The organism is Rhodococcus jostii RHA1 (assembly GCF_000014565.1).
GTDB lineage: Bacteria > Actinomycetota > Actinomycetes > Mycobacteriales > Mycobacteriaceae > Rhodococcus_F > Rhodococcus_F jostii_A.
Map to the genome: position 1 here is coordinate 75,098 of NC_008268.1, position 19,659 is coordinate 94,756.

General features: G+C 69.1%; 16 protein-coding genes and 2 pseudogenes. 12 read left to right on the plus strand and 6 right to left on the minus strand.

Going from position 1 to position 19,659, the window contains the following annotated elements:
• Window positions 1-138 precede the first annotated feature (138 nt).
• The 3 genes from RHA1_RS00380 to RHA1_RS00390 all read left to right on the plus strand — a co-directional run bounded on the left by RHA1_RS00380 (window position 139) and on the right by RHA1_RS00390 (window position 7,600).
• A complete protein-coding gene (locus tag RHA1_RS00380) occupies window positions 139-1,620 on the plus strand; it encodes an MFS transporter (RefSeq protein ID WP_011593401.1) in 1,482 nt (493 codons plus the stop codon).
• Between the two features lie 139 nt (window positions 1,621-1,759).
• Window positions 1,760-6,181: a non-ribosomal peptide synthetase gene (locus tag RHA1_RS00385; RefSeq protein ID WP_011593402.1), complete on the plus strand. Its 4,422-nt coding sequence runs from the start codon at window positions 1,760-1,762 to the stop codon at window positions 6,179-6,181.
• A gap of 15 nt (window positions 6,182-6,196) precedes the next feature.
• Window positions 6,197-7,600, plus strand: a complete 1,404-nt coding sequence (locus RHA1_RS00390; RefSeq protein WP_041810879.1) for a sensor histidine kinase — start codon at window positions 6,197-6,199, stop codon at window positions 7,598-7,600.
• On the opposite strand, the gene RHA1_RS00395 is transcribed toward RHA1_RS00390, so the two are convergent.
• Complete coding sequence (locus tag RHA1_RS00395; protein WP_009472616.1) at window positions 7,573-8,250, minus strand: response regulator transcription factor; 678 nt, start codon at window positions 8,248-8,250, stop codon at window positions 7,573-7,575. The genes RHA1_RS00390 and RHA1_RS00395 overlap by 28 nt on opposite strands.
• A 104-nt stretch (window positions 8,251-8,354) precedes the next feature.
• Here RHA1_RS00395 and RHA1_RS00400 point away from each other — a divergent pair, with 104 nt between their 5' ends.
• On the plus strand, window positions 8,355-9,041 hold the full coding sequence (locus RHA1_RS00400; protein WP_011593404.1) for a phosphatase PAP2 family protein: 687 nt from the start codon (window positions 8,355-8,357) through the stop codon (window positions 9,039-9,041).
• A 46-nt stretch (window positions 9,042-9,087) separates the two neighbouring features.
• Entirely contained in the window at window positions 9,088-9,513 is a 426-nt protein-coding gene (locus RHA1_RS00405; protein WP_011593405.1) for a DoxX family membrane protein, read from the plus strand.
• A 41-nt stretch (window positions 9,514-9,554) separates the two neighbouring features.
• Here the strand turns inward: RHA1_RS00405 and RHA1_RS00410 are convergent, their stop codons facing one another.
• Window positions 9,555-10,091: a carboxymuconolactone decarboxylase family protein gene (locus tag RHA1_RS00410; protein WP_011593406.1), complete on the minus strand. Its 537-nt coding sequence runs from the start codon at window positions 10,089-10,091 to the stop codon at window positions 9,555-9,557.
• A gap of 123 nt (window positions 10,092-10,214) precedes the next feature.
• On the opposite strand from RHA1_RS00410, the pseudogene RHA1_RS00415 reads away from it, so the two are divergent.
• Window positions 10,215-10,559, plus strand: a pseudogene (locus RHA1_RS00415) (alcohol dehydrogenase catalytic domain-containing protein); the annotation flags it as partial.
• Here the strand turns inward: RHA1_RS00415 and RHA1_RS00420 are convergent.
• Window positions 10,544-11,775 (minus strand): IS3-like element ISRhosp5 family transposase gene (locus RHA1_RS00420; RefSeq protein ID WP_085996103.1). Its coding sequence is split into 2 segments (ribosomal slippage): window positions 10,544-11,454 and window positions 11,454-11,775, totalling 1,233 coding nucleotides; the frame shifts between segments, so codons are not numbered across the junction. The pseudogene RHA1_RS00415 and the gene RHA1_RS00420 sit on opposite strands and share 16 nt — an antisense overlap.
• A gap of 71 nt (window positions 11,776-11,846) precedes the next feature.
• Here RHA1_RS00420 and RHA1_RS00430 point away from each other — a divergent pair.
• The 3 genes and pseudogenes from RHA1_RS00430 to RHA1_RS00440 all read left to right on the plus strand — a co-directional run.
• Window positions 11,847-12,713: pseudogene (locus RHA1_RS00430) on the plus strand (zinc-binding dehydrogenase); the annotation flags it as partial.
• Between the two features lie 13 nt (window positions 12,714-12,726).
• Window positions 12,727-13,632, plus strand: coding sequence for a DUF8686 domain-containing protein (locus tag RHA1_RS00435; RefSeq protein WP_193384944.1), 906 nt, complete (start codon window positions 12,727-12,729; stop codon window positions 13,630-13,632).
• 8 nt (window positions 13,633-13,640) lie between these two features.
• Window positions 13,641-14,093 (plus strand): nitroreductase/quinone reductase family protein, encoded by a 453-nt coding sequence (locus RHA1_RS00440; protein WP_011593412.1) that lies wholly within the window; start codon window positions 13,641-13,643, stop codon window positions 14,091-14,093.
• A 5-nt stretch (window positions 14,094-14,098) separates the two neighbouring features.
• On the opposite strand, the gene RHA1_RS00445 is transcribed toward RHA1_RS00440, so the two are convergent.
• Both RHA1_RS00445 and RHA1_RS00450 read right to left on the minus strand, forming a co-directional pair.
• Window positions 14,099-14,536 (minus strand): cupredoxin domain-containing protein, encoded by a 438-nt coding sequence (locus RHA1_RS00445; RefSeq protein WP_050787221.1) that lies wholly within the window; start codon window positions 14,534-14,536, stop codon window positions 14,099-14,101.
• Window positions 14,537-14,643: 107 nt separating this feature from the next.
• Complete coding sequence (locus tag RHA1_RS00450) at window positions 14,644-15,354, minus strand: enoyl-CoA hydratase/isomerase family protein (RefSeq protein ID WP_011593414.1); 711 nt, start codon at window positions 15,352-15,354, stop codon at window positions 14,644-14,646.
• 121 nt (window positions 15,355-15,475) lie between these two features.
• On the opposite strand from RHA1_RS00450, the gene RHA1_RS44375 reads away from it, so the two are divergent.
• The 3 genes from RHA1_RS44375 to RHA1_RS00460 all read left to right on the plus strand — a co-directional run bounded on the left by RHA1_RS44375 (window position 15,476) and on the right by RHA1_RS00460 (window position 18,590).
• Window positions 15,476-15,922: a DUF6292 family protein gene (locus RHA1_RS44375; protein ID WP_050787445.1), complete on the plus strand. Its 447-nt coding sequence runs from the start codon at window positions 15,476-15,478 to the stop codon at window positions 15,920-15,922.
• Window positions 15,919-17,085 carry an AI-2E family transporter gene (locus RHA1_RS00455; RefSeq protein WP_081437392.1) on the plus strand — a complete coding sequence of 389 codons (1,167 nt, stop codon included), beginning with the start codon at window positions 15,919-15,921 and terminating at the stop codon, window positions 17,083-17,085. The genes RHA1_RS44375 and RHA1_RS00455 overlap by 4 nt, the downstream gene beginning before the upstream one ends.
• Before the next feature lie 119 nt (window positions 17,086-17,204).
• Entirely contained in the window at window positions 17,205-18,590 is a 1,386-nt protein-coding gene (locus RHA1_RS00460; RefSeq protein WP_009472628.1) for a WS/DGAT/MGAT family O-acyltransferase, read from the plus strand.
• A 3-nt stretch (window positions 18,591-18,593) separates the two neighbouring features.
• Here RHA1_RS00460 and RHA1_RS00465 read toward each other — a convergent pair whose 3' ends face one another.
• A complete protein-coding gene (locus RHA1_RS00465; protein WP_011593416.1) occupies window positions 18,594-19,640 on the minus strand; it encodes an iron-containing redox enzyme family protein in 1,047 nt (348 codons plus the stop codon).
• Window positions 19,641-19,659 lie beyond the last annotated feature (19 nt).

The following is a 19,659-nucleotide window of genomic DNA, read 5'->3' on the forward strand; positions in this document are numbered from 1 at the left end:
GAGAACTGTGATGTCAATTACACATTCACGAGACTTCGACCACCGAATGTGACCACCCACCCCTACCGCCCGGCTCGGGCCGCGCCGCAGTGCGGCGGCGCCGCCCCGAGTTCCCGTGCAGGTATTCGAAAGGACCCGATGATGGTCACCCATGCGACTACCGAGCGATGGACACCGCGCCTGATCTTCTCGCTCGCCTCGATCGTGTTGCTGCTGGAGATGCTCGCGGTCAGCTACATGATGATCTCGATCGCGTTGCCGCAGATCGTCACCCACTACCAGACGACGCAGGGCGCATGGTTGCTCACGGCGTTCCTGCTGGTGGGAGCGATCACCTGCCCGCTGATCGGCAAGCTCGCCGATACCCACGGCAAACGGAGACTCCTGCTGACGGCCGTGGGCCTGTCGGCGCTCGGGTCGCTGATCTCGGCGATCGCACCGACATACGCGGTGCTGATCGCCGGCCGCGCCCTCACCGGTCTGCTCGTGCCCTGCCTGTTCCTGAGCTATTCGCTCATCCGCGACGTCTTCCCCGCCCGGACGGTGGCGTTGGCGGTCAGCATCGCCACGAGCGGCATGGGCCTCATCGCGATCCCCGCACCGTTCTTCACCGGGTGGCTGATCGACAATTTCGGCTTCCGGAGCATCTTCTGGTTCTTCGTGGCCGGTCTGGTGATCCTCGCCGTCCTGATCCGGGCGACGACCGGCGAATCGACCGTGCGGCTGCGCTCCCGCATCGACCTGATCGGCGCGGCGCTCCTGGGCGCCGGACTCGCCGGCATCCTCGTCGGGGTGAGCTTCGGGCCCTCGTGGGGCTGGACGTCGGGGGCGACGATCGGTTTCCTCGCCGGCGGTGCCGCCCTGCTGGTGGCGTGGATGGTGTCCGCACGACTGCTCGCGGACCCGCTGATCGACATCCGGTTCTTCGGTAAGCGGCCGGTGTTCCTGACGGCGCTCGGCGCGGGATTCTGCTACGGCACGTCCGCGGTGTTCACGATCATGCTCCCGATGATGTGCATGACCCCGGCGATCCTGGGGCTCGGCTACGGATTCGGTATCAGCGCAGAGGGATTCGCGATCTTCCAGGCGCCGCTCGGTGGCGCCGTGGTGATCGGCGGACTGATCGTCGGAACCCTGGTCCCCCGGAACGTCCGTCCGCGGATCCTGATGGTCGTGGGCATGCTCGTGATGGCCGCCGCCTGCCTGCTCACGGCGATGGTCCACGACGACAAGGCCCTCCTGATCGGCTTCGCCGCACTCCTCGGCGTGGGAATGGGCATGGGGTACGCCTCCGTCCCGAACCTGCTCATCGCCGCGGTGCCGCCGCAGTTGCAGGCGACGACGGCGAGCATGGTGGCGGTGTTCCAGAGCATCCTGCCCGCCATCCTCCCGGTGATCGTCTTCTCCGTGTTGAACTCGCACATCGCGACCGTCGTGCAGGGTGCGGTCTTCTACACCGACACCGGCATCACCATCGCGTTCGTGATCGGCGCGGTCTCGGCGCTGCTGGGCGCGGTCGTGGCCTTCGCGTTGCCCCGCCGGATTTCGCAACTGAGCGCACCCGGTTCGGGGGCCGCGGCCGCGGCCGACACGGACGGGGCCGTCGTCCTCGCCCACTGAGCCGCCGGTCTCACACCGTCGTCGCCGCGACTCCCCCGTGGGGTCGCGGCGACGACGGCCCTCAGCGATTTCACAGCGCGCGTGTGTCACCATCAGCGGTCGTCCCGTCCCTGGGTTCGGTCGTGGTGAGGAGGCATTGATGCGGGTGCGAATACCCGGGCGGGTCGTCCCGCTGACCGAGGCGCAGCACGCTATTTGGTTCGCACAGCAGCTCGCACCCGAGATTCCCTACGTGATCGCCCAGTACGTGGACCTGCGTGGTCCGGTACGCCTGGACCTGCTGACGGAGGCGTCCGCACGAGCCGTCCACGAACTGGGATCGTTCACCGTGCGGGAGGTGGATGGTCGGCCCCACCAGGTTTTCGGCGCCGGAACGTCGGAGCGGGTGCCGGTGGTCGATCTGCGGGACGAACACGATCCGGTCGATGCGGCCGAGCGGTGGATGCGGAAGGACTGCATCGCCCCCGTCGACATGTACGGCGAGTCACTCGTCCTGTCGACGATTCTGCAGGTGGGCGACGAGCGCACCTACTGGTACACGCGTGCCCACCACGTCGCAATGGACGGCTATGCGGCGATGATGCTGATGCGCCGCACCGCCGAACTGTACGTGGCGGGAATCGACGGCGACCGGCCTCCGGAATTCCGGGCGGTCGATCCGGGACGGATCGCGGCGGACGACGCCGGCTACCGGTCTTCGCCCCGCTTCCAACGCGACCGCGCCTACTGGCGGGAGCAGGTCCGCGACCTGCCGCCGACGGTCGGCCTCAGCGGACGACGTACCCCGAATCCCGGCGCCTCGGTGCTGGTGGCACGGGGCAGCGCGGACCGCAGCAGCGACCTCTTGCGTCCCACCGGCGACGGGAACGCGCACAGCCCGACGGTGGTGGTGGTGGCGGCGTTCGCCGCGTATCTCGCCCGCATGACCGGCGCCGACGACGTGATCCTGTCACTTCCGGTGTCCGCCAGGACGTCTGCGCGTCTGCGCGGCACCGGTGGTTCCGTGTCGAACGTCCTCCCACTCCCCTTGCGCGGTGTCGGCACCGGCACGGTGCGGGACGCGGTGCGGGCGGCCCGAACGGCCTTGACGGGGGCACTGCGTCATCAGCGGTACCGCCGCGAGGACATCGGTAAGGACATCGCCTCTGCCGGAACGGGTCTCACCCACTTCGGTCCGGTCCTCAACCTGATGCTGTTCAAGCAGGAGATCACTCTCGGTGCGGTCACCGGACGCGTGCAGGTGCTGACGACCGGTCCGACGGCCGACTTGGCGGTCAACATCTATCCGGGACCACCCGGCTCGGTTCCGCGCATCGACGTCGAGGCGAACCCGGCGCTGTACGACGAGGACGAGGTCACCGGGCACCATCGACGGTTCACCATGTTTCTCGCACGCTTCCAGGCCGCCGCCGGAACGGACCGCTCGGTCGCCGAACTCGACGTGTTCCACGATGCCGAACGGGAGGCGTTTTCTCCCGCCTGCGGACGGCCGGATTCGGAACCGGCACCGTTGGATCGGATCCTCGCCGCGACCGTCGTCACCCGCCCGGACGCCGTCGCGGTGCGGGATCGAGGACGGGTGGTGACGTACCGCGAACTCGACGAGGCCGCCGACCGGTGGGCGCGGGTGCTGACAGGTCACGGCGTCGGACCCGAGGACCTGGTGGCGGTGTCGATTCCGCGGTCGTACGAATCGGTGCTGGCCTTGTGGGCGGTGGCCAGGACCGGCGCGGCGTATGTGCCCGTCGATCCGACCCACCCCACCGACCGGATCGCGTACACCCTCGGCGACTCCGGTGCGGCGCTGGGTCTCACCGTCCGCTCTGCGCGCGATCGTCTTCCCACCACCATCCGCTGGCTGAGCATCGACGACGGTGACGACCATCCGCCGACCGTGGAACGCGACCGTCCCGTGCATCTCGGGCACCCGGCCTACGTGATCTACACCTCCGGCTCCACCGGGGTTCCGAAAGGGGCCGTGGTCACACACGACGGTCTCGCCAACCTCGTGCAGGAGATTCGGGAGAAGTACGCGGTCGCAGCGGATTCGCGGGTGCTGCATTTCGCGTCGCCCAGCTTCGACACCGCACTGGTCGAGGTGCTCGCGGCGTGCATCGGCGGCGCCACCCTGGTGATCGCGCCGACCGACGTGTACGGCGGGGCTGAACTGCGAGAACTGCTGCGCGCCGAACGCATCACCCATCTGCTGTCGACGCCGTCTGCGTTGGCGACCGTGGACCCCGACGGACTCGACTCCCTGGAACTGGTCCTCGTCGGAGGCGAGGTGTGCCCGCAGGACCTCGCGGATCGGTGGGCGGTCGGCCGGACGATGCGGAATGCGTACGGACCCACCGAAACCACGTGCAGCGTCACCCTCACCGACCCCCTCGACCCGGGCGGACGGGTGACGATCGGGTCCCTGATGCGCGGTGTGCGGGCGACGGTCTGCGATCCCCTGCTACGCCCCCTCCCACCGGGAGCTGTCGGCGAGCTGTACCTCGCGACGCCGGCCCTCGCCCGCGGATACCACCGACGACCGGCATTGACCGCCACACGGTTCGTCGCGGACCCGTCCGGTAAGCCGGGCTCCCGCATGTTCCGCACCGGTGATCGGGTCCGGTGGACGAACTCGGCCACCCTCGAGTTCCTCGAACGCACCGACGATCAGGTGAAGGTCCGCGGATTCCGCATCGAGCTCGGCGAGATCGATGCCGCGCTGCGCAGGAACCCGGACATCGACTTCGCCACCACGATCGTGCACCGCACTCCGGTCGGAGACCCGGTCCTGGTCTCCTACATCATGGTGCGGCGCGAGTCGCAGACCACGCCCGAGTCGGCGAGACACGCCATCGCACGGTTCCTGCCGGAGTACATGGTTCCGGGATCGATCACGGTGCTGGACGCGGTTCCCCTGACACCGACGAAGAAGCTGGACCGCGGCGCGCTCCCCGCCCCCGACTTCGGCACGACGACCGTCCCTCGGCGCGATCCGGAAACGACGACCGAGCGCACGGTCGCCGACGTGTTCGGCCGACTGCTCGGTGTTCCCGCCGTCGCGGCGGGCGATTCGTTCTTCGACCTCGGCGGAGACTCCCTGTCGGCCACGAGGGTGGTCGCGACATTGAACGCCGAACTCGACGCGACGCTCGGTGTGCGTGAGCTGTTCGAGACCCCGACCGTGTCGGCGCTCGCGGAGCGGATCGACGACCGGGACGCTTCCCGATCCGGCGCGGTGCGGGCCCCGCGCATCGCCGCCACCGCCGTGCCCGACCGGGTGCCGCTGTCGCCGTCGCAGCAGTTCATCGACCGCAGTGCCACCACCCCGCCGCTGTACAGCATTCCGTTCACGGTGCGGGTGGCGGGGGCAGTGGACGTCGACGCGCTGCGCTCCGCAGTCGCGGACGTCCTGGCGCGCCACGGTGCGTTGCGCACCGTGTTTCCGGACTCGGCGGCGGGGCCGTACCAGCGTCTGCTGTCCGTCGACGATGCCCTACCGGATCTGGCGCCGATCCCCGCCGGACCCGACGACGTCGCCGACCGGGTGGACCGGGTGCTCGGGGCGCCGTTCGATGTGCGGACCGAACCCCCTTTGCGCGCAACGCTCTTCGCGCTGGACGCGCGCGATCACCTCCTCGCGTGTGTCCTCCACCACATCACCGCGGACGGATGGTCGCTGGCGCTGGTCGCCCGCGATCTCGTCACCGCGTATGCGAGCCGGACCGCGGGTGCGCCCCCGGGCTGGGAGCCGCCCCGGGTGACGTACCCGCAGTACAGTGTGTGGCGCCGCGACATGCTGGGCGCCGAGGACGATCCGGGAAGCGTCGCGTCGCAGCAACTCGCGTACTGGACCGAGGAACTGTCGGGGCTACCCGGCGCGGTGGGGTTGCCCCTCGACCGCCGCCGGCCACACCACTGGACCTACGGCGCCGGCCGCGCCACGTTCCGGATCGACCACACCGCGCATCACACGCTCGCGTCGCTCGCACACCGGCATCACGCCACGGTGTTCACCGCACTGAGATCTGCGGTCGCGATCCTGCTCGCCCGACTGAGCGGGGACACCGACATCGCCGTCGGCACCCCGGTCGCCGGTCGGAACGACCCTGAACTGGACGACGTCGTCGGGATGTTCGTCAACACCGTCGTCCTGCGGACCCGGGTCGATCCCGGGGACACGCTGGCGGACGTGATCCGCGACTCCCATGACATCGAACTGCGTGCCTTCGCGCATGCGGATGTGCAATTCGAGCGACTCGTCGAGGTGATCGACCCGCCCCGGTCGTCGTCACTGCACCCGTTCTTCCAGGTCGCGCTGTCGCTGAACAACTTCACCCCGGCGACCCTGGACGTCGCCGGCCTGCGCTTCGACATCACCCCGCGTCCCCTCGACGTGGCGAAATGCGATCTCCACTTTCATTTCACCGAACGGCACGACACCACCGGCCGGCCGGCGGGAATCGACGCCGAACTGGTGTACGCCACCGACCTCTTCGACGGGGCCACCGCAACGTCCTTCGTCGACGCCCTGCTGGCGGTCATCGGAGGCGATCCCGGTGCGTGAGCAACACTGAACCCCATGGATCGGAATCTGCTCCACCCGAGGTCGTGGAACGTGCGCGCCCGGTCCGCGGCGGCCGCCGCCCTGGTGGTCACCATCTGCCTCGTCCTCGCGGGCGGAGCATTACTGCTGGTGCTGTACCGGACACTGGAGCACTCGGCGCGCGACGCCGCGGACGCCCGCGCCCGGCAAATCGTCGAGCAACTCCGGACCACGGCACCCGGGGGCCTCGACAGCTCGCTGTTCGCGACCGACGGCCAGGTCGGCACCATCCAGGTCATCGACTCGGCCGGCACCGTCGTAGCCACCTCCCCCGGCGCCGACCGTCTCCCTGTCACGTTCGAGCCGGTGCCGCCCGGCGAATCCCGGTACCTCGGCAACATCGACCTGGGCGACGAACCCGACTACTGGATCGTCGAACGGGGCGCGCAGTCACCGCAGGGTCCCGCGACCGTGGTGGTGGGGGCGGACCGCGAACCCATCGAGGGCATCCTCGGCACCGTGGCCCTCCTGATGGCGATCGGTGGCCCCGTCGTGGTCGCGATGGTGGCGGTGGCGAGCTACCGTCTCGTCGGCGCGGCGCTGCTGCCCGTCGAACGAATCCGGGCGCGGGTGGCCGCCATCTCCACCGACCGACTCGATGAACGCGTCCCGGTGCCGCACACTCAGGACGAGATCGCGCGGCTCGCCGAAACGATGAACAGCATGCTCGGCCGTCTCGAGTCCGGTCACCGCGCGCAGCAACGATTCGTCTCCGACGCGTCACACGAACTGCGGAGTCCGCTCGCCACGATCACGGCCGCTCTGGAGTTGGCGCACACCCGGCCCGAACTGGTCGACACGTCGCTGGTCGACGAGTCGTTGCTACCGGAGGCGCGCCGCATGAACCATCTCCTCGCGGACCTGCTGCTCCTCGCCCGGGCCGACGAGAACGGGCTCACCCACACATCGGTGGACGTGGACATCGACGACCTGATGTACGCCGAGAGTGCCCGCGTGCGCGACATGTCGCCGGAGTTGGTGGTGCGGACGGCGATCGCGCCGGTCCGCGTGGTCGGCGACCCGCAGCAACTGGCGCGGGTGGTGCGCAATCTCGTCGACAACGCGCGGCGTCACGCCCGGCGTGAGATCCGCCTGAACTGCCGGACGTCGTCCGACGGCGCCGTCCTCGAGGTCGCCGACGACGGGCCGGGGATCGCTGTGCCGGATCGGCAGCGGATATTCGAACGGTTCGTCCGCCTCGATACGCCCCGTACCCGCGACTCGGGCGGTGCGGGACTGGGCCTGGCAATCGTCGCCGAGATCGTCGCGACACACGGTGGCACGATCGACGTCACCGACAGCGGCACGGGCGGAGCGCGATTCGTGATCACCCTCCCCGCGGACGGTACCCGTCAGTCGTCTCCGGACTTCAGCCGGTAACCGACCCCGCGCACGGTGTCGATGCTGTTTCTGCCGAACGGGGTATCCACCTTGCGTCGCAGATAACCGATGTACACCTCGACGATGTTGTCGTCGCCCTCGTAGTGGGTGTCCCACACCGACTGCAGAATCTCCTGCTTGGTGACCGCGGATCCGGCGTTCCGCATCAAGAACTCCAGGACGCTGTATTCGCGGGGCGTCAGCGCGAGCGCGGTGCCGTCCCGGGTGACCCGATGCCGGGCGGGGTCCAGCTCCAGGCCGTCCGCCGTCAGGACGGTGGGACGCCGCGGTGCGCCGCGGCGGACCAGCGCCCGCAGCCGGGCCACCAGCACCACGAACGAGAACGGTTTGATCAGATAGTCGTCGGCGCCGAGGTCGAACGCGTCCGCCAGGTCGTATTCGCCGTCCTTGGCCGACAACATCAGCACCGGAGTCCACACTTCACGACGCCGCAGGTCCCGTACGATGTCATACCCGTGTTTCCCGGGCAGCATGATGTCGAGGACGACCACGTCGAAGTCGCCGCTCAGCGCCGCCTCGAAACCCGACAGGCCGTCGTGCTCGACGTCGACGACGAACCCCTCGGCCGTCAGTCCACGGCGCACCGTCTCGGCGAGACGCCGTTCGTCCTCGACCAGAAGAACTCGCACACGCGCTCCTCCCTGTGCCCCGCGACTTTCAGTACAACAGACCGCCGCGGGGTGGGCCACGCGCTCTCAGCGTTCCCACAGCGGGCGGTGACGACACTGGCCGGATGCCCCACACCTCCATCGCCACCGCCGGGCTTCGTGTGTCCGCGCTGACGCTGATCCTGGCCGTGCTCTGTGTGCAGGTCCGCGACGGCGGCCCACTGACCGGTGCCGACGTGCCCGCGACGTCGTGGGTCGTCGGTCACCGCTCCGCCACCCTTGACCATGTGGCTCTCCTCGTCACCGCCCTCGGCAGCCCCGTCGCCACCGTGGCCCTCGCCGTGATCTGCGGGCTCGCCCTCGCCTGGCGCCGGCGTTCCGCGATCCCCGCCGCCGTCGTCGTCGGGACGGTCGGGGCCGCCACCGCGGCGAGCACGGCCCTGAAGCTGGTCGTCGAACGCAGCCGGCCGGCCGTCGACCTGCAGGAGGTCCTGGAGACGGACTACTCGTTCCCGTCCGGGCACGTCACGGGCACCGCGGCCCTGCTCGGGGTCACGGCGGCGATCCTGCTCGGCCGCCGGCATCTCCGCGTCCGGGTGTGCGGCGCGGCGGTGGCCGGGTGCGGGGTGGTGATCGTTGCCGTGACCCGCGTCTACCTCGGTGTCCACTGGATGTCCGACGTCGTCGCCGGCGCGATCCTCGGCGCGGTGTTCGTGACGGTAGGCGCCGCCACGTACGAGCGTGTCCACCGTCCGCTCGTCGCCGTCGCTCCGTCGAAACCGCTCGCGGTCCTCGACCGAGTGGGAGGCTGAGGTGGGGAACAGTTCTCTGGTTCGACCCGGACGACAGGAGACCACCATGCGACTGACCACACTCGGCGACCTTCCCGCGCGCATCGCGACCGGGGGTTTCATCCTCCATTCGGGGATACAGAAATGGTCGGCGGACGAGCAGACCGCCCAGGGCATTCATGGTATGGCGGCGGGGGCGTTCCCGTTCTTGAACGCGATTCCGCCGGAACGGTTCATCAAGTTGCTGTCGGTCGCCGAGATCGGCACGGGCGCAGCGCTGCTCACACCGTTCGTACCCTCCGCCGTGGCCGGGGCGGCGCTCACCGGGTTCTCCGGCGGCCTCGTGGCCATGTACGCGAGGACGCCTGCACTGCGTAACCCCGGCAGCATCTGGCCGAACGAGAACGGCATCGCCGTCGCCAAGGACGTGTGGATGCTCGGCATCGGGCTGGGTTTCGTGCTCGACGGGTTGTCGCGTTCCCGCTGCCGCTGACGGTCTGACGTCGATCGGACCGAGTGCGGAGACTCCGCCGGCTACTGCTCGGGCACGACGCAGAAGTCGCTGTCGGAGAAACCCGAGGGACGCACACCGAGCGCCTGATTGAGACGTCCCCGGTGGTTCTCCCAGGCGATGGCCGCGGCGAGTTCGGTCAGCTGCGCCTCGGAGAACTCGGCGAGCAATGAGCGCCGCAGGCCCTCGCCGATGTGGGCGGGCGTGCGGGTGATGGCTTCGGCGAATTCCAGCACCAGCTTCTCGGTGTCGTCGAATTCGCTGCTCTCCCGAAACTTCGGGAGGGCGCGCAACTGCGCGTCGCTCACTCCGAGCGCGCGGCTGAACGCCGATCCGATGTCGAGGCAGTACTCGCAGTTGGTCAGCGCGGCCGCCTTGATCTCGCCGAGCGCCTTGAGGCGGGGGTCGACCCTGGCGCTGGTCGCGAGCGCGAACTCGTGGAACCCGACGGCGGCGAGTAGCTGCGGTCGGCGCCGCAACCAGCGCAACAGGTCTGCCCGGTTGCGGCGGGCGGTGGGAAAGACACGGCGAAACGAGTCCATCTGACCGAGGACGCTCATGCTGTCGGTCTACACCCGTCGCCGGGGCGGGACAACCCTGAAGCCGTTCGGCATTCGTGGTGTCTCGGCGACGGGAGTGTTCTACGTTCGGAACGGAGGCCCACCGCACCCCGAGGAGTCGGCATGAAGGCTGTCATCTGCACCGAGACTCGCCTGGAGGTGGGTGACATCCCGGCTCCGATCCCGGCGAGGGGTCAGGTGCTGATCGATGTGTCCCGGTGCGGGATCTGCGGCTCGGACCTGCACGCCCGCGTGCACGCCGACGCGATGGCGGAACTGGCGGCCGAAACCGGCTACCGCGACTTCATGCGCTCCCACCAGCGGGTCGTGCTCGGGCACGAGTTCAGCGGCACCGTCGCCGGCTACGGGCCCGGTTGCCGGAAGCGGTGGCCGGTGGGTACCGCGGTGGTTGCGTTGCCCGGGCGTTCCCCCCGAGATGTGGACACCAATTCCTATGCAGCGGTGGCCAGCGTAGCCGATCGCTGCTCGAACTCGATCGGACAGATCTGACCGAGGGTGGAATGCCTCCTTCGCGTGTTGTAGCGGGTGATCCAGCGGAAGATGGCGGCGCGGGCCTCACCCGCACTGTTCCAGCGCTTCCGCCCCTGCAGCGTCTCCCGTTTCAACGTCGCGTTCAGCGACTCGGCGGCCGCGTTGTCCGCCGACGTTCCGACCGCACCCCGCGACCGGGTCACCCCCAGCTCGCGGCAGAGGTCGGCGAACTCGGCCGATGCATACTGGGCTCCGTTGTCGGAGTGGAAAATTGACCCCTCGAGCCCTGCGGCGCCGCGACAGGCCGCCGCCGCCCGCATCGCATCGGTGACCAACTCGGTACGCATGTGGTCGGCGATCGACCACCCCGCCAACCGTCGCGAGCCCAGGTCCAACACCGTCGCCAGATACAGAAATTCACCGTCACCGACTGGGAGGTAGGTGATGTCGCCGACGTATCGAGTGTTCGGTGCGCTCGCGGTGAAGTCCCGCCGGATCAGGTCCGGCACCGCGGCCGCGTCCGGATCGGGGACGGTGGTGCGCACCGGTTTGCGCAGGTGCACCCCGACGATCCCGTGCTCACGCATCACCCGCTCGACCCGCTTGTGATTGACCTCGATCCCGGCCTCGCGCAGTTCGGCCGTGATGCGCGGGGCACCGTAGGTGCCATCGAAGTCGGCATGGATAGCGCGGATCCGCTCGGCCAGCTCCTCGTCGGCGCGGGCACGGGCGGCCCGGGCCGGTCCGGAGGTCCGCCACCGGTAGAAGCCCGAGCGGGAGACTTCGAGGATCTGGCACAGCCACTTCACCGGAACGGTGTCGCAGTGGTCGTCAACGAACTGGAAGCGGCTCACCAATTCGTCTCGCCCGCGAAATACTTCGCGGCCTTGCGCAGGATCTCCCGCTCGGTTTCGAGCTTCCGGATTTGGGCCTTGAGCTGCTTGTTTTCTTCCTCCAACACGGACTCGGACGATACCTCGCCGGCCCGGGATGCCGGCCGCGCAGCCCCGTCGGCCCGGAGCTCGGCCGTGGAGGTACCGGTGCGTTTGCGTTCGGCCCGCACCCAGTTGCGCAGGGTCTCGCGGCTGACTCCCAGGTCGTTGCCGATGCCCTCAAAGGTGTGGCTCGGGTCGGACAGGTACAGCGCGACGGCATCGGCCTTGAACTCCGCCGAGTACGCCTTCATCGCCATCAGTGACATCTCTTCCTCTGGGACCTTCACGACCCAGTGTTCACGATGTCCTCACTCAGGGGGGAACCCCCCCCATCGTCCGCACCGGGTCGGACATCCACCTGACCGGGCTGTCGGCCTCGGCGCCGGGCGGCTACGCGGAACAGGTGGTGGTGCAGGAGTCGATGACCCTGCCGGTGCCCAACGGGCTGTCGGAGGAGGCGGCCGCGCTGACCGAGCCGATGGCGGTGGCGTGGCACGCGGTGCGGAAGGGCGACGTCGGCACGCGCCGGACCGCGATCGTCATCGGATGCGGCCCGATCGGTCTCGCCGTGATCAGCATGCTGAAGGCATCCGGTGTCCGCACCGTCGTGGCCGCCGACTTCTCCACCCGACGGCGGGAGCTCGCCCGGCAATGCGGTGCCGACGTCGTCGTCGACGCTGCCGCGGCGTCGCCCTGGACGTCCTATCCGCGACGCAGGGAGACGACCTCCATCACGGAGGTGCTCGCCCTCGGACTGGACACCATGGAGAGGCTGCGTCGAATCCCGAAGCTGCCGTGGTGGCATGCCTTCGCCCTCGCCGACGCGGTGGGCGCGACACCGTCCGGGCCGGTGGTCTTCGAGTGCGTCGGCATGCCCGGAGTCATCGACGGCATACTGGCCGGCGCGCCGCTGCGGTCACGTGTCGTCGTGGTCGGGGTCTGCATGGAGACCGACACCTTCCGGCCCGCCCTGGCGATCAACAAGGAGATCGACCTGCGCTTCGCCATCGCCTACGACCCCCGCGAGTTCCGCGACACACTCCACATGCTCGCCGACGGAAAGGTCGATCCGACGCCGCTGATCACCGGCACGGTCGGGTTGGCCGGTGTCGAATCCGCGTTCACCGCGCTCGGCAGCCCCGAGGTGCACGCGAAGATCTTGATCGACCCCGAGAACACGACCGCCGCGCTGTGATTCGCCGATGCCCATGACATCCCACCACCCCCGGCTCCAGTGGGCCGTCCCGGCGCTTCTCCTCACGCTGATCTACGCCGCGTCGCTCACCGTGTACGGGCTGAGCAGCCGCACCGGCGACGACGACGGACCGTTCGAGATCGGTAGCGACGAGGTCGTGGTCCTCGTGACGGCGAAGTCGCTGCAGCCGACGACCGACCGGGTGCAGGCCGAGGTGACAATCGCCGTCGGTGAGGATTTCCTCCACGCCAACGGCGACACACTGAACCGGGACATCACGCTGCTGCTCGTCCCGAGCACCAGCCACGAGGAGATCGTCTTCCGGGCGGGCGCCTCGGCCACGACCTTCGACACCGAGTTCATCGCCACCGGCAACGCGGCCTATTGGCCGTTCGACCGGTTCGAGGTGAATCCAATGGTGGTGGAGGCGTATCAGGGGCTCGGCGCCGACCGTGAACTGGTGCCCACGGCCCTCCTGCTGGAGGGCCGTGTCGACGGGTGGAAGGCACGCGCCGAGGAGGTTGCGGTCGATACGGACCTGTCCCGGAACGGTACCGGCGCCGCGCTGATGTTCGCGCGCACGGGCGGGAACCTGATCTACGCCGGAATCCTGTTGCTGATGATGACGATCCTCGCGGGCCTCGCCGCATTCGTCGCGTTGCAGACGTTCCGCCGTAAGCGCGCCGTCAACACGGACATGCTGGGCTGGATGGCCGCGATGCTGTTCGCCGTCGTGCCGTTGCGTGGAATCCTGCCGGGAAGCCCGCCGATCGGGTCGTGGGTCGACATCGCCCTCACGGTGTGGGTGGTCTCTACACTCGTCGCGTCGCTGGCCCTGTTCGTGTTCTGCTGGTGGCGGGACAGCGAAGCGCCCGCACAGCACGAGGTGGTTGCCACGAGAGCGCCGGGTTCGGAATAGTCGAGGACATGGTGCGCCGGACCGGAACAGTGCGGCCGCCCTGGTATCTCGCCCACGTGAACAAGGTGATCGTGGGCCTGCACCGCTTGGGCGTTCCGATGCCGATGCCGGCGCTCACCGTCCCCGGCCGGAAGACGGGGGTGCTCCGGTCGACCCCCGTGTCACCGTACGAGGTGGATGGCCGGCGCTACGTCGTCGCGGGATACGCCGAATCGGACTGGGCGAAGAATGTCCTGGCCGCCGGGCGCGGTGAGCTGACGCGGGGGCGTCGCCGCGAACGCGTCCGGCTGGTCGCCCTGCCCATGTCGGAGCGGGGCCGGATCCTCCGCGAGTTCCCGATCCGGGTGCCGCACGGAGTCACCATGTTCCTCAAGGCCGGGACGGTCGCGAATTCCTCGCCGGAGGCGTTCGCGGCCGCCGCGGACCGGTGCGAGGTGTTCCGCATCGAGCCGCTCGACTGACGGGGTCACCGAACCTCGAGTGTGCCCACCATGTTCGGGTGATACGCGCAGTGGAACGCGAAGGTGCCCGGCTGACCGGGAACGGTGAACGTCGCGGTCGCACCCGGTTCGACCTCCACGTCGAACAGGTCGCCGGTGTCTGCCGTCACGGTGTGTTCGGCGGTGTCGTTGTTGCGGACGGTGACCTCTTCTCCCGGCGCGAACGTGCCGGGCAGGGTGTATTTGAAATCGGAGATCAGGATCTCATGCCCGCCCGCTTGACCCGCCCCCGCAGGCATGGACATCGGCATCGACATGGACATCGACGGCATGCCGGACATGGGATGGTCGCCGCCGTGCGCCGATTCCGCCGAACCGGACGAGTCGTCACCGTCACTTCCGCACGCGGCCAGCGCGAAGACGGCCAGCAGGATCGGCAGGACAAGTGTCAGAACGCGTTTCATGGTGGTCGCCTCCGGATGACGATGAGAACGGATGCCCGACGCCCCGCTCCTCGCGGGAGTAGTACCCGTTTTCACGGCAGGCACCCCTCGGCGCGCCCGGCGACCCGTCAGCCGCCGTTCAGCGCCTCCTGCGACTCGAGGTTCGCCACCGGGGTGCGGAGCGAGGCGACGGCGTCCGCATAGAGGGACGACTTGATCTCACCGAGTGTGCGTCCGCGGGTCGCGACGAGCCCCTGCGCGTGTTCGACGGCCCTGGTGAGCACCTGCTGCTCGGGGGCGACCTCGTCGACGAACCCGAGTTCGCTTGCCGCGACGCCGCCGTACCGACGGCCGGTCACCAGGGCGGTGTGCACCGCCCGCGCGGGCAGGCGGGCCGCGAGCAGCGCGATGCTGCCCGGCGCGTAACTCGCCCCGATGGTGATGCCCGGCAGGCAGAAGTAGCCGCGGTCCTCACGCATTACCCGGTGATCGTGGGCGGCCGCGAGGATGGCGCCGCCACCGAAGGTGTGCCCGGTCAGCGCGGCCACGGTCGGCAGGGGGAAGGTGAGGATCCGGGCGAACAGGGCCTGCACCCGGTCGATGTAGGAGTTCAGCTTGTCGGTGTTGGCGACGACCCAGGCGGTGTCGAGACCGGTGGAGTAGAACTTTCCGAGTCCCGTCGTCACCAGGGCGGCGGGACCGTCGTGCTGCTCGATGCGGTCGAGGAGGCTGTCGACCCTGTCGATCCAATCCGGGTGGAAGGCGTTCTCGCTGTCCGGTTCCCCCTCCTCGCCGAAGTACAGGACGAACACATCTCCCGAGCGCTCCACGTAAGGCATGCGGCGAGGCTACCTGGAGATGGGCGGGTCGCGCCGCTCGAGCACACACACCTCGGTGGGTGAAGTTTCAACTGTCGCGGGGCCGGGTATGTCGATCGTCAAACAGCTGAGGCGGTGGACGATGAAGAGCGGAACAGGCATTGCCGACACCCGCACCGTTCGGGACTATATCCACACGGTGGCCAGAATCGTTCACGCCGACTCCATCGACTGGTGGGACAGCGACGGCATCGAAGCGGTCCTCGTTCTGCCGCACCGGTTGCACTATCTGCCCGGACGCAACGCGGTGCTCGCGTGGAACCGCACGTTCGGCTGGTCACTCGGCGTCGAAGGACTGGGCCGCCGCAGTGTCATCGTGATCGACGGCCTCGGCATCGGGCGGATGCCGTCGCCCACCGTCTGCGCGGAACGTGCAGTGGAGTTGATCGACGACTACTGCCGCTCGACACCCGTATCGCCGGGAGTGCCGAGCACCGGACCCGGCACGACCGCCGCGGACCGGTGTCCCCGCATCGGCCGGGACACCGCCGGCAGCGGACGGCGGGACAGAGTCGTCAGACGACCGTGACCACGGGCGCCGGGGGCCACGACGACAGCGTGGCCCAACCGCATTCCCCCGAGCAGGAGCAGCCGATCGTCGCCGCGGAGGAGGGCGCGGCGCGCATCAGCACGGCGGCGCATCCGCTCGGGAAGCCCGGACCGCGCTTCGATCGCCGGTCACCGTTCTTCATCGGGATGGCGGGGGCCGCCGGTGTCGCCGTCACGTACGCCCTGATCGAGGTCGTTCTCGCGGCCCGCGGGGTGCTGGTCCTCATCGCCGTCGCCGCATTCCTCGCGATCGGCCTCGAACCTGCGGTGTCCTGGCTGGTGCGGCACGGTTTTCCCCGATGGGCCGCGGTCGCAACGGTTTTCGTCCTCGCCTTCGCCGTGCTGGCCGGGTTCCTGGCCGCCGCGATCCCGCCCATGGTGACGCAGGGCGGCGCACTCGTGCACAACGCCCCGGACTACCTGGGACACCTCGAGCAGCGCTACCCGGTATTGGAGGAGCTCAGCACCCGCTTCCACCTGCAGGACGAACTGCGGCGGGCACTCGACGCGAGCAACGCGCCGATGGTGGTCGGCGGGCTCGTGGGTGCGGGCAAGTTCGTGTTCAGCGCCATCAGCGGCACCGTGATCGTGGTCGTGCTCACCGCCTATTTCCTGGCCGACTTCGCACACATCCGGTCGTCGATCTACCGCCTGGCCCCGAACTCACGGCGACCCCGCACGATCCTGATCGGTGACGAAATCTTCGCGAAGGTCGGCGGATACGTGCTCGGGAATCTCTTGATCTCGTTGATCACCGCCGTCCTCACGTTCGTGTGGCTGGTCGCCTTCGACGTCCCCTACCCGTTGCTGCTGGCCGTCCTGGTCGCCGTGCTGGATCTGATTCCGGTGGTCGGCTCCACCCTCGCCGGCGTGGTGGTGGCGCTGGTCGCCCTCACCGTCTCCCTGCTGGTGTCACTGGCCACCATCGTCTTCTTCATCGCCCTCCGCCTGTTCGAGGACTATCTTCTCGTTCCCCGCATCATCGGCCGCACCGTCAAGGTGCCCCCGATGGTCACCGTCGTCGCCGTCCTCATCGGTGGCGCGCTGCTGGGGATCGTGGGGGCGCTGCTCGCGATCCCCGTCGCCGCCGCCGTTCTGCTCCTCGCCCGTGAGACGGTGTTTCCGCAGCTCGACCGCGGCTGAGGAGGCAGGGCACGAAAACGGTCTTGCGGAAGAAGTTTCCGTGTTCTGCTTACCCTGGAGACGTGGGATGCGCCGGGGCATGCTCGGGCCGTGTCCCGAGCATGAGAAAGAGGCGCTGGATGTCGGTGATGAGTCCCACCGAGGCGATGTTCGTGCTGTTCGAGACGCCGTCGCATCCCATGCACGTGGGTGCGCTCGAACTGTTCGAACCGCCGCGCGAGTCGGGGCCCGATCATGCCCGGGCCATGTTCGAGGCGCTGATCTCGCACGAGGGCGCGTCGGACACGTTCCGCCGGCGCGCCGTACGCCCGCTCCGCGGGGCCAGTTACCCCTGGTGGTCGTTCGACGACCGCATCGATCTCGGCTACCACGTGCGGCACACCGCGGTCCCGGGCCGGGGCCGGATGGAGGACCTGCTGTCGCTGGTGTCCCAGATGCACGGCATGCCGCTCGATCCGCAGCACCCGATGTGGGAGATGCACGTCATCGAGGGGCTCGCCGACGGACGGACGGCCGTGTTCTCGAAGATTCACCTGTCGTTGATGGACGGACCGGCGGGGCTGCGACTTCTCCACCACGCGCTGTCGACCGACCCCGACGCCCGCGACTGCCCCGCACCGTGGACTCCCGGGGTCGCCGGTGTGCCACGGCGCGAATCCGTGTTGCCGGTGGCCGTGGTCCGGGCCGGGGTGCGGGCCGCCACCAGCATCGTCGGGGTACTGCCCGCGCTCGCGAAAGTCGCCTACGACGGCGTCCGCGAGCAGCATCTGACCCTTCCCCTGCAGTCGCCGCCCACGATGCTCAACGTTCCGGTCGGCCGGGCCCGGAAACTGGCGGCACGATCGTGGCCGATCCGGCGCCTGGTGTCGGTGGCCACCGCCGCCCACACCACGATCAACGCGGTGGTGCTCGCGATGTGTTCGGGGGCTTTGCGCCGGTATCTCCTCGAGCAGTACGCGCTGCCGGACGCGCCGTTGACGGCGATGCTGCCCGTGCCCCTCGACCTCGGCGGCACGATGATCGGACCGCGCGGCCGCGATCACGGCGTCGGCGCCATGGTCGTCGGCCTGGCCACCGACGAAGCTGATCCGGCGGCACGCCTCGCCCGCATCAGCGAGTCGGTCGAGCACACCAACCGGGTGTTCGGCGCGCTGAGCCACACCCAGTTCCAACTGATGAGCGCGCTGGCGATCAGCCCGATCCTGCTCGAGCCGGTCCGACGGTTCGTCGACGACACTCCCCCGCCGTTCAACGTGATGATCTCGTACATGCCGGGCCCGTCGAGGCCGCGATACTGGAATGGGGCCCGCCTCGACGCCGTGTATCCGGCGCCGACGGTCCTCGGGGGTCAAGCACTCAGCATCACCCTCACCAGCCGGTCCGGTCAGCTCGACGTCGGCGTGGTGGGCGATCGGCACGCCGTCCCGCATCTACAGCGGATCATCACGCACCTGGAGACGTCGCTCAGCGATCTCGAGCACGCGGTCGCCGCATCCGGCACCTGATCCCTAACCGGGCGGCTGCCGCAGCGACGTGCGGTTCTCCTCCCAGCATCGTGCGACGTGATCGCCGACGAGGTCGTCGAAGGCGAGGCAGGCCGCAGCCCCCAGCAGGATGTCGCCGGCCACGTCGGGCCGGGCCGCGACCAGTCCGCCGGCGAGGTCGCGGCAGACGATCTGTTCGTGCACGGAGTCGGCCTCCACGTGCTCGTCGAAGAACAGGGTGGCCGCCTTCCCGAATCCGAGGCGGCGCAGTCCGGCGGCGTATTTCTTGCTCGGCAACGCGGACGTGGTCTCCACCGCGCACAGGTGTCCCACCAGGGCCCCGAGCCGGCTGCGGTGCAGGCCGAACAGGGACAGCGCATTGAGGGACGCCAGCGTCACGGCGGGGACCGCGTCGATGTAGTGCGCGTAGTCGTCGGACAACCCGAGTTCACGCATGGTGGTGGCGAACAGCGCCGAGTGCATCCGCTCGGGTCTGCCGCCGCCGTACTCGTCGGACTGCACCTCCACCAGCGCCGCCTTCGGCGCGCCCGCGAGCCGCGGAATGCCGAACGTGTGCACGTCGGCCTCACGCAACTGGTTCAGGGAACGGTGGATCAGCAGTTCCCGGAACTGGGTGAGATCCGCCTCGTGGGCCATGTGACCGGACAGCCCCGGCGCCGTGCTGGGGGCGGTCATCGCCCACAGTGCCGCCACCACGTCGTCGGCGCCGGTCGGCGCGTCGGCGACGTCACGGATCGCGGCGTCGAACGGAACCTCGAGCGCCGACCGGGCGGCGATCAGGTCGCTGTTCCACTCCCATTCGTCGCCGACACCGGTGATCCCCTGCAGGTGCAGTTCGTAGAGCGCGGTCAGGCAGATCTGCGCGTCCTCGTCGAAGAGGAACGCCCGCGGACTGTCGCGCGCCGACGAGGCGAGGGAGCGTGCCGCCGCCACGAACGGTTCGGCATCGGCGACGTCTGCGCGCAGAATGGAGAACAGGAGGTCGCTGACAGGCCCACGCGGCTTCGGAAAGGGCATGGACGTTCCCGATTGCGCGACCGTGTCCGACATCGACCGAGAGTGCAAAGTA

What these genes read in the sequence shown, in the direction of transcription:
- RHA1_RS00445 (WP_050787221.1), bottom strand. Translation starts at nt 14,536, where the DNA reads ATGAAACGCGTTCTGACACTTGTCCTGCCGATCCTGCTGGCCGTCTTC.
- RHA1_RS00410 (WP_011593406.1), bottom strand. Translation starts at nt 10,091, where the DNA reads ATGAGCGTCCTCGGTCAGATGGACTCGTTTCGCCGTGTCTTTCCCACC.
- RHA1_RS00400 (WP_011593404.1), top strand. Translation starts at nt 8,355, where the DNA reads ATGCCCCACACCTCCATCGCCACCGCCGGGCTTCGTGTGTCCGCGCTG.
- RHA1_RS00435 (WP_193384944.1), top strand. Translation starts at nt 12,727, where the DNA reads ATGACATCCCACCACCCCCGGCTCCAGTGGGCCGTCCCGGCGCTTCTC.
- RHA1_RS00405 (WP_011593405.1), top strand. Translation starts at nt 9,088, where the DNA reads ATGCGACTGACCACACTCGGCGACCTTCCCGCGCGCATCGCGACCGGG.
- RHA1_RS00465 (WP_011593416.1), bottom strand. Translation starts at nt 19,640, where the DNA reads ATGTCGGACACGGTCGCGCAATCGGGAACGTCCATGCCCTTTCCGAAG.
- RHA1_RS00390 (WP_041810879.1), top strand. Translation starts at nt 6,197, where the DNA reads ATGGATCGGAATCTGCTCCACCCGAGGTCGTGGAACGTGCGCGCCCGG.
- RHA1_RS00385 (WP_011593402.1), top strand. Translation starts at nt 1,760, where the DNA reads ATGCGGGTGCGAATACCCGGGCGGGTCGTCCCGCTGACCGAGGCGCAG.
- RHA1_RS00440 (WP_011593412.1), top strand. Translation starts at nt 13,641, where the DNA reads ATGGTGCGCCGGACCGGAACAGTGCGGCCGCCCTGGTATCTCGCCCAC.
- RHA1_RS44375 (WP_050787445.1), top strand. Translation starts at nt 15,476, where the DNA reads ATGAAGAGCGGAACAGGCATTGCCGACACCCGCACCGTTCGGGACTAT.
- RHA1_RS00460 (WP_009472628.1), top strand. Translation starts at nt 17,205, where the DNA reads ATGTCGGTGATGAGTCCCACCGAGGCGATGTTCGTGCTGTTCGAGACG.
- RHA1_RS00380 (WP_011593401.1), top strand. Translation starts at nt 139, where the DNA reads ATGATGGTCACCCATGCGACTACCGAGCGATGGACACCGCGCCTGATC.
- RHA1_RS00450 (WP_011593414.1), bottom strand. Translation starts at nt 15,354, where the DNA reads ATGCCTTACGTGGAGCGCTCGGGAGATGTGTTCGTCCTGTACTTCGGC.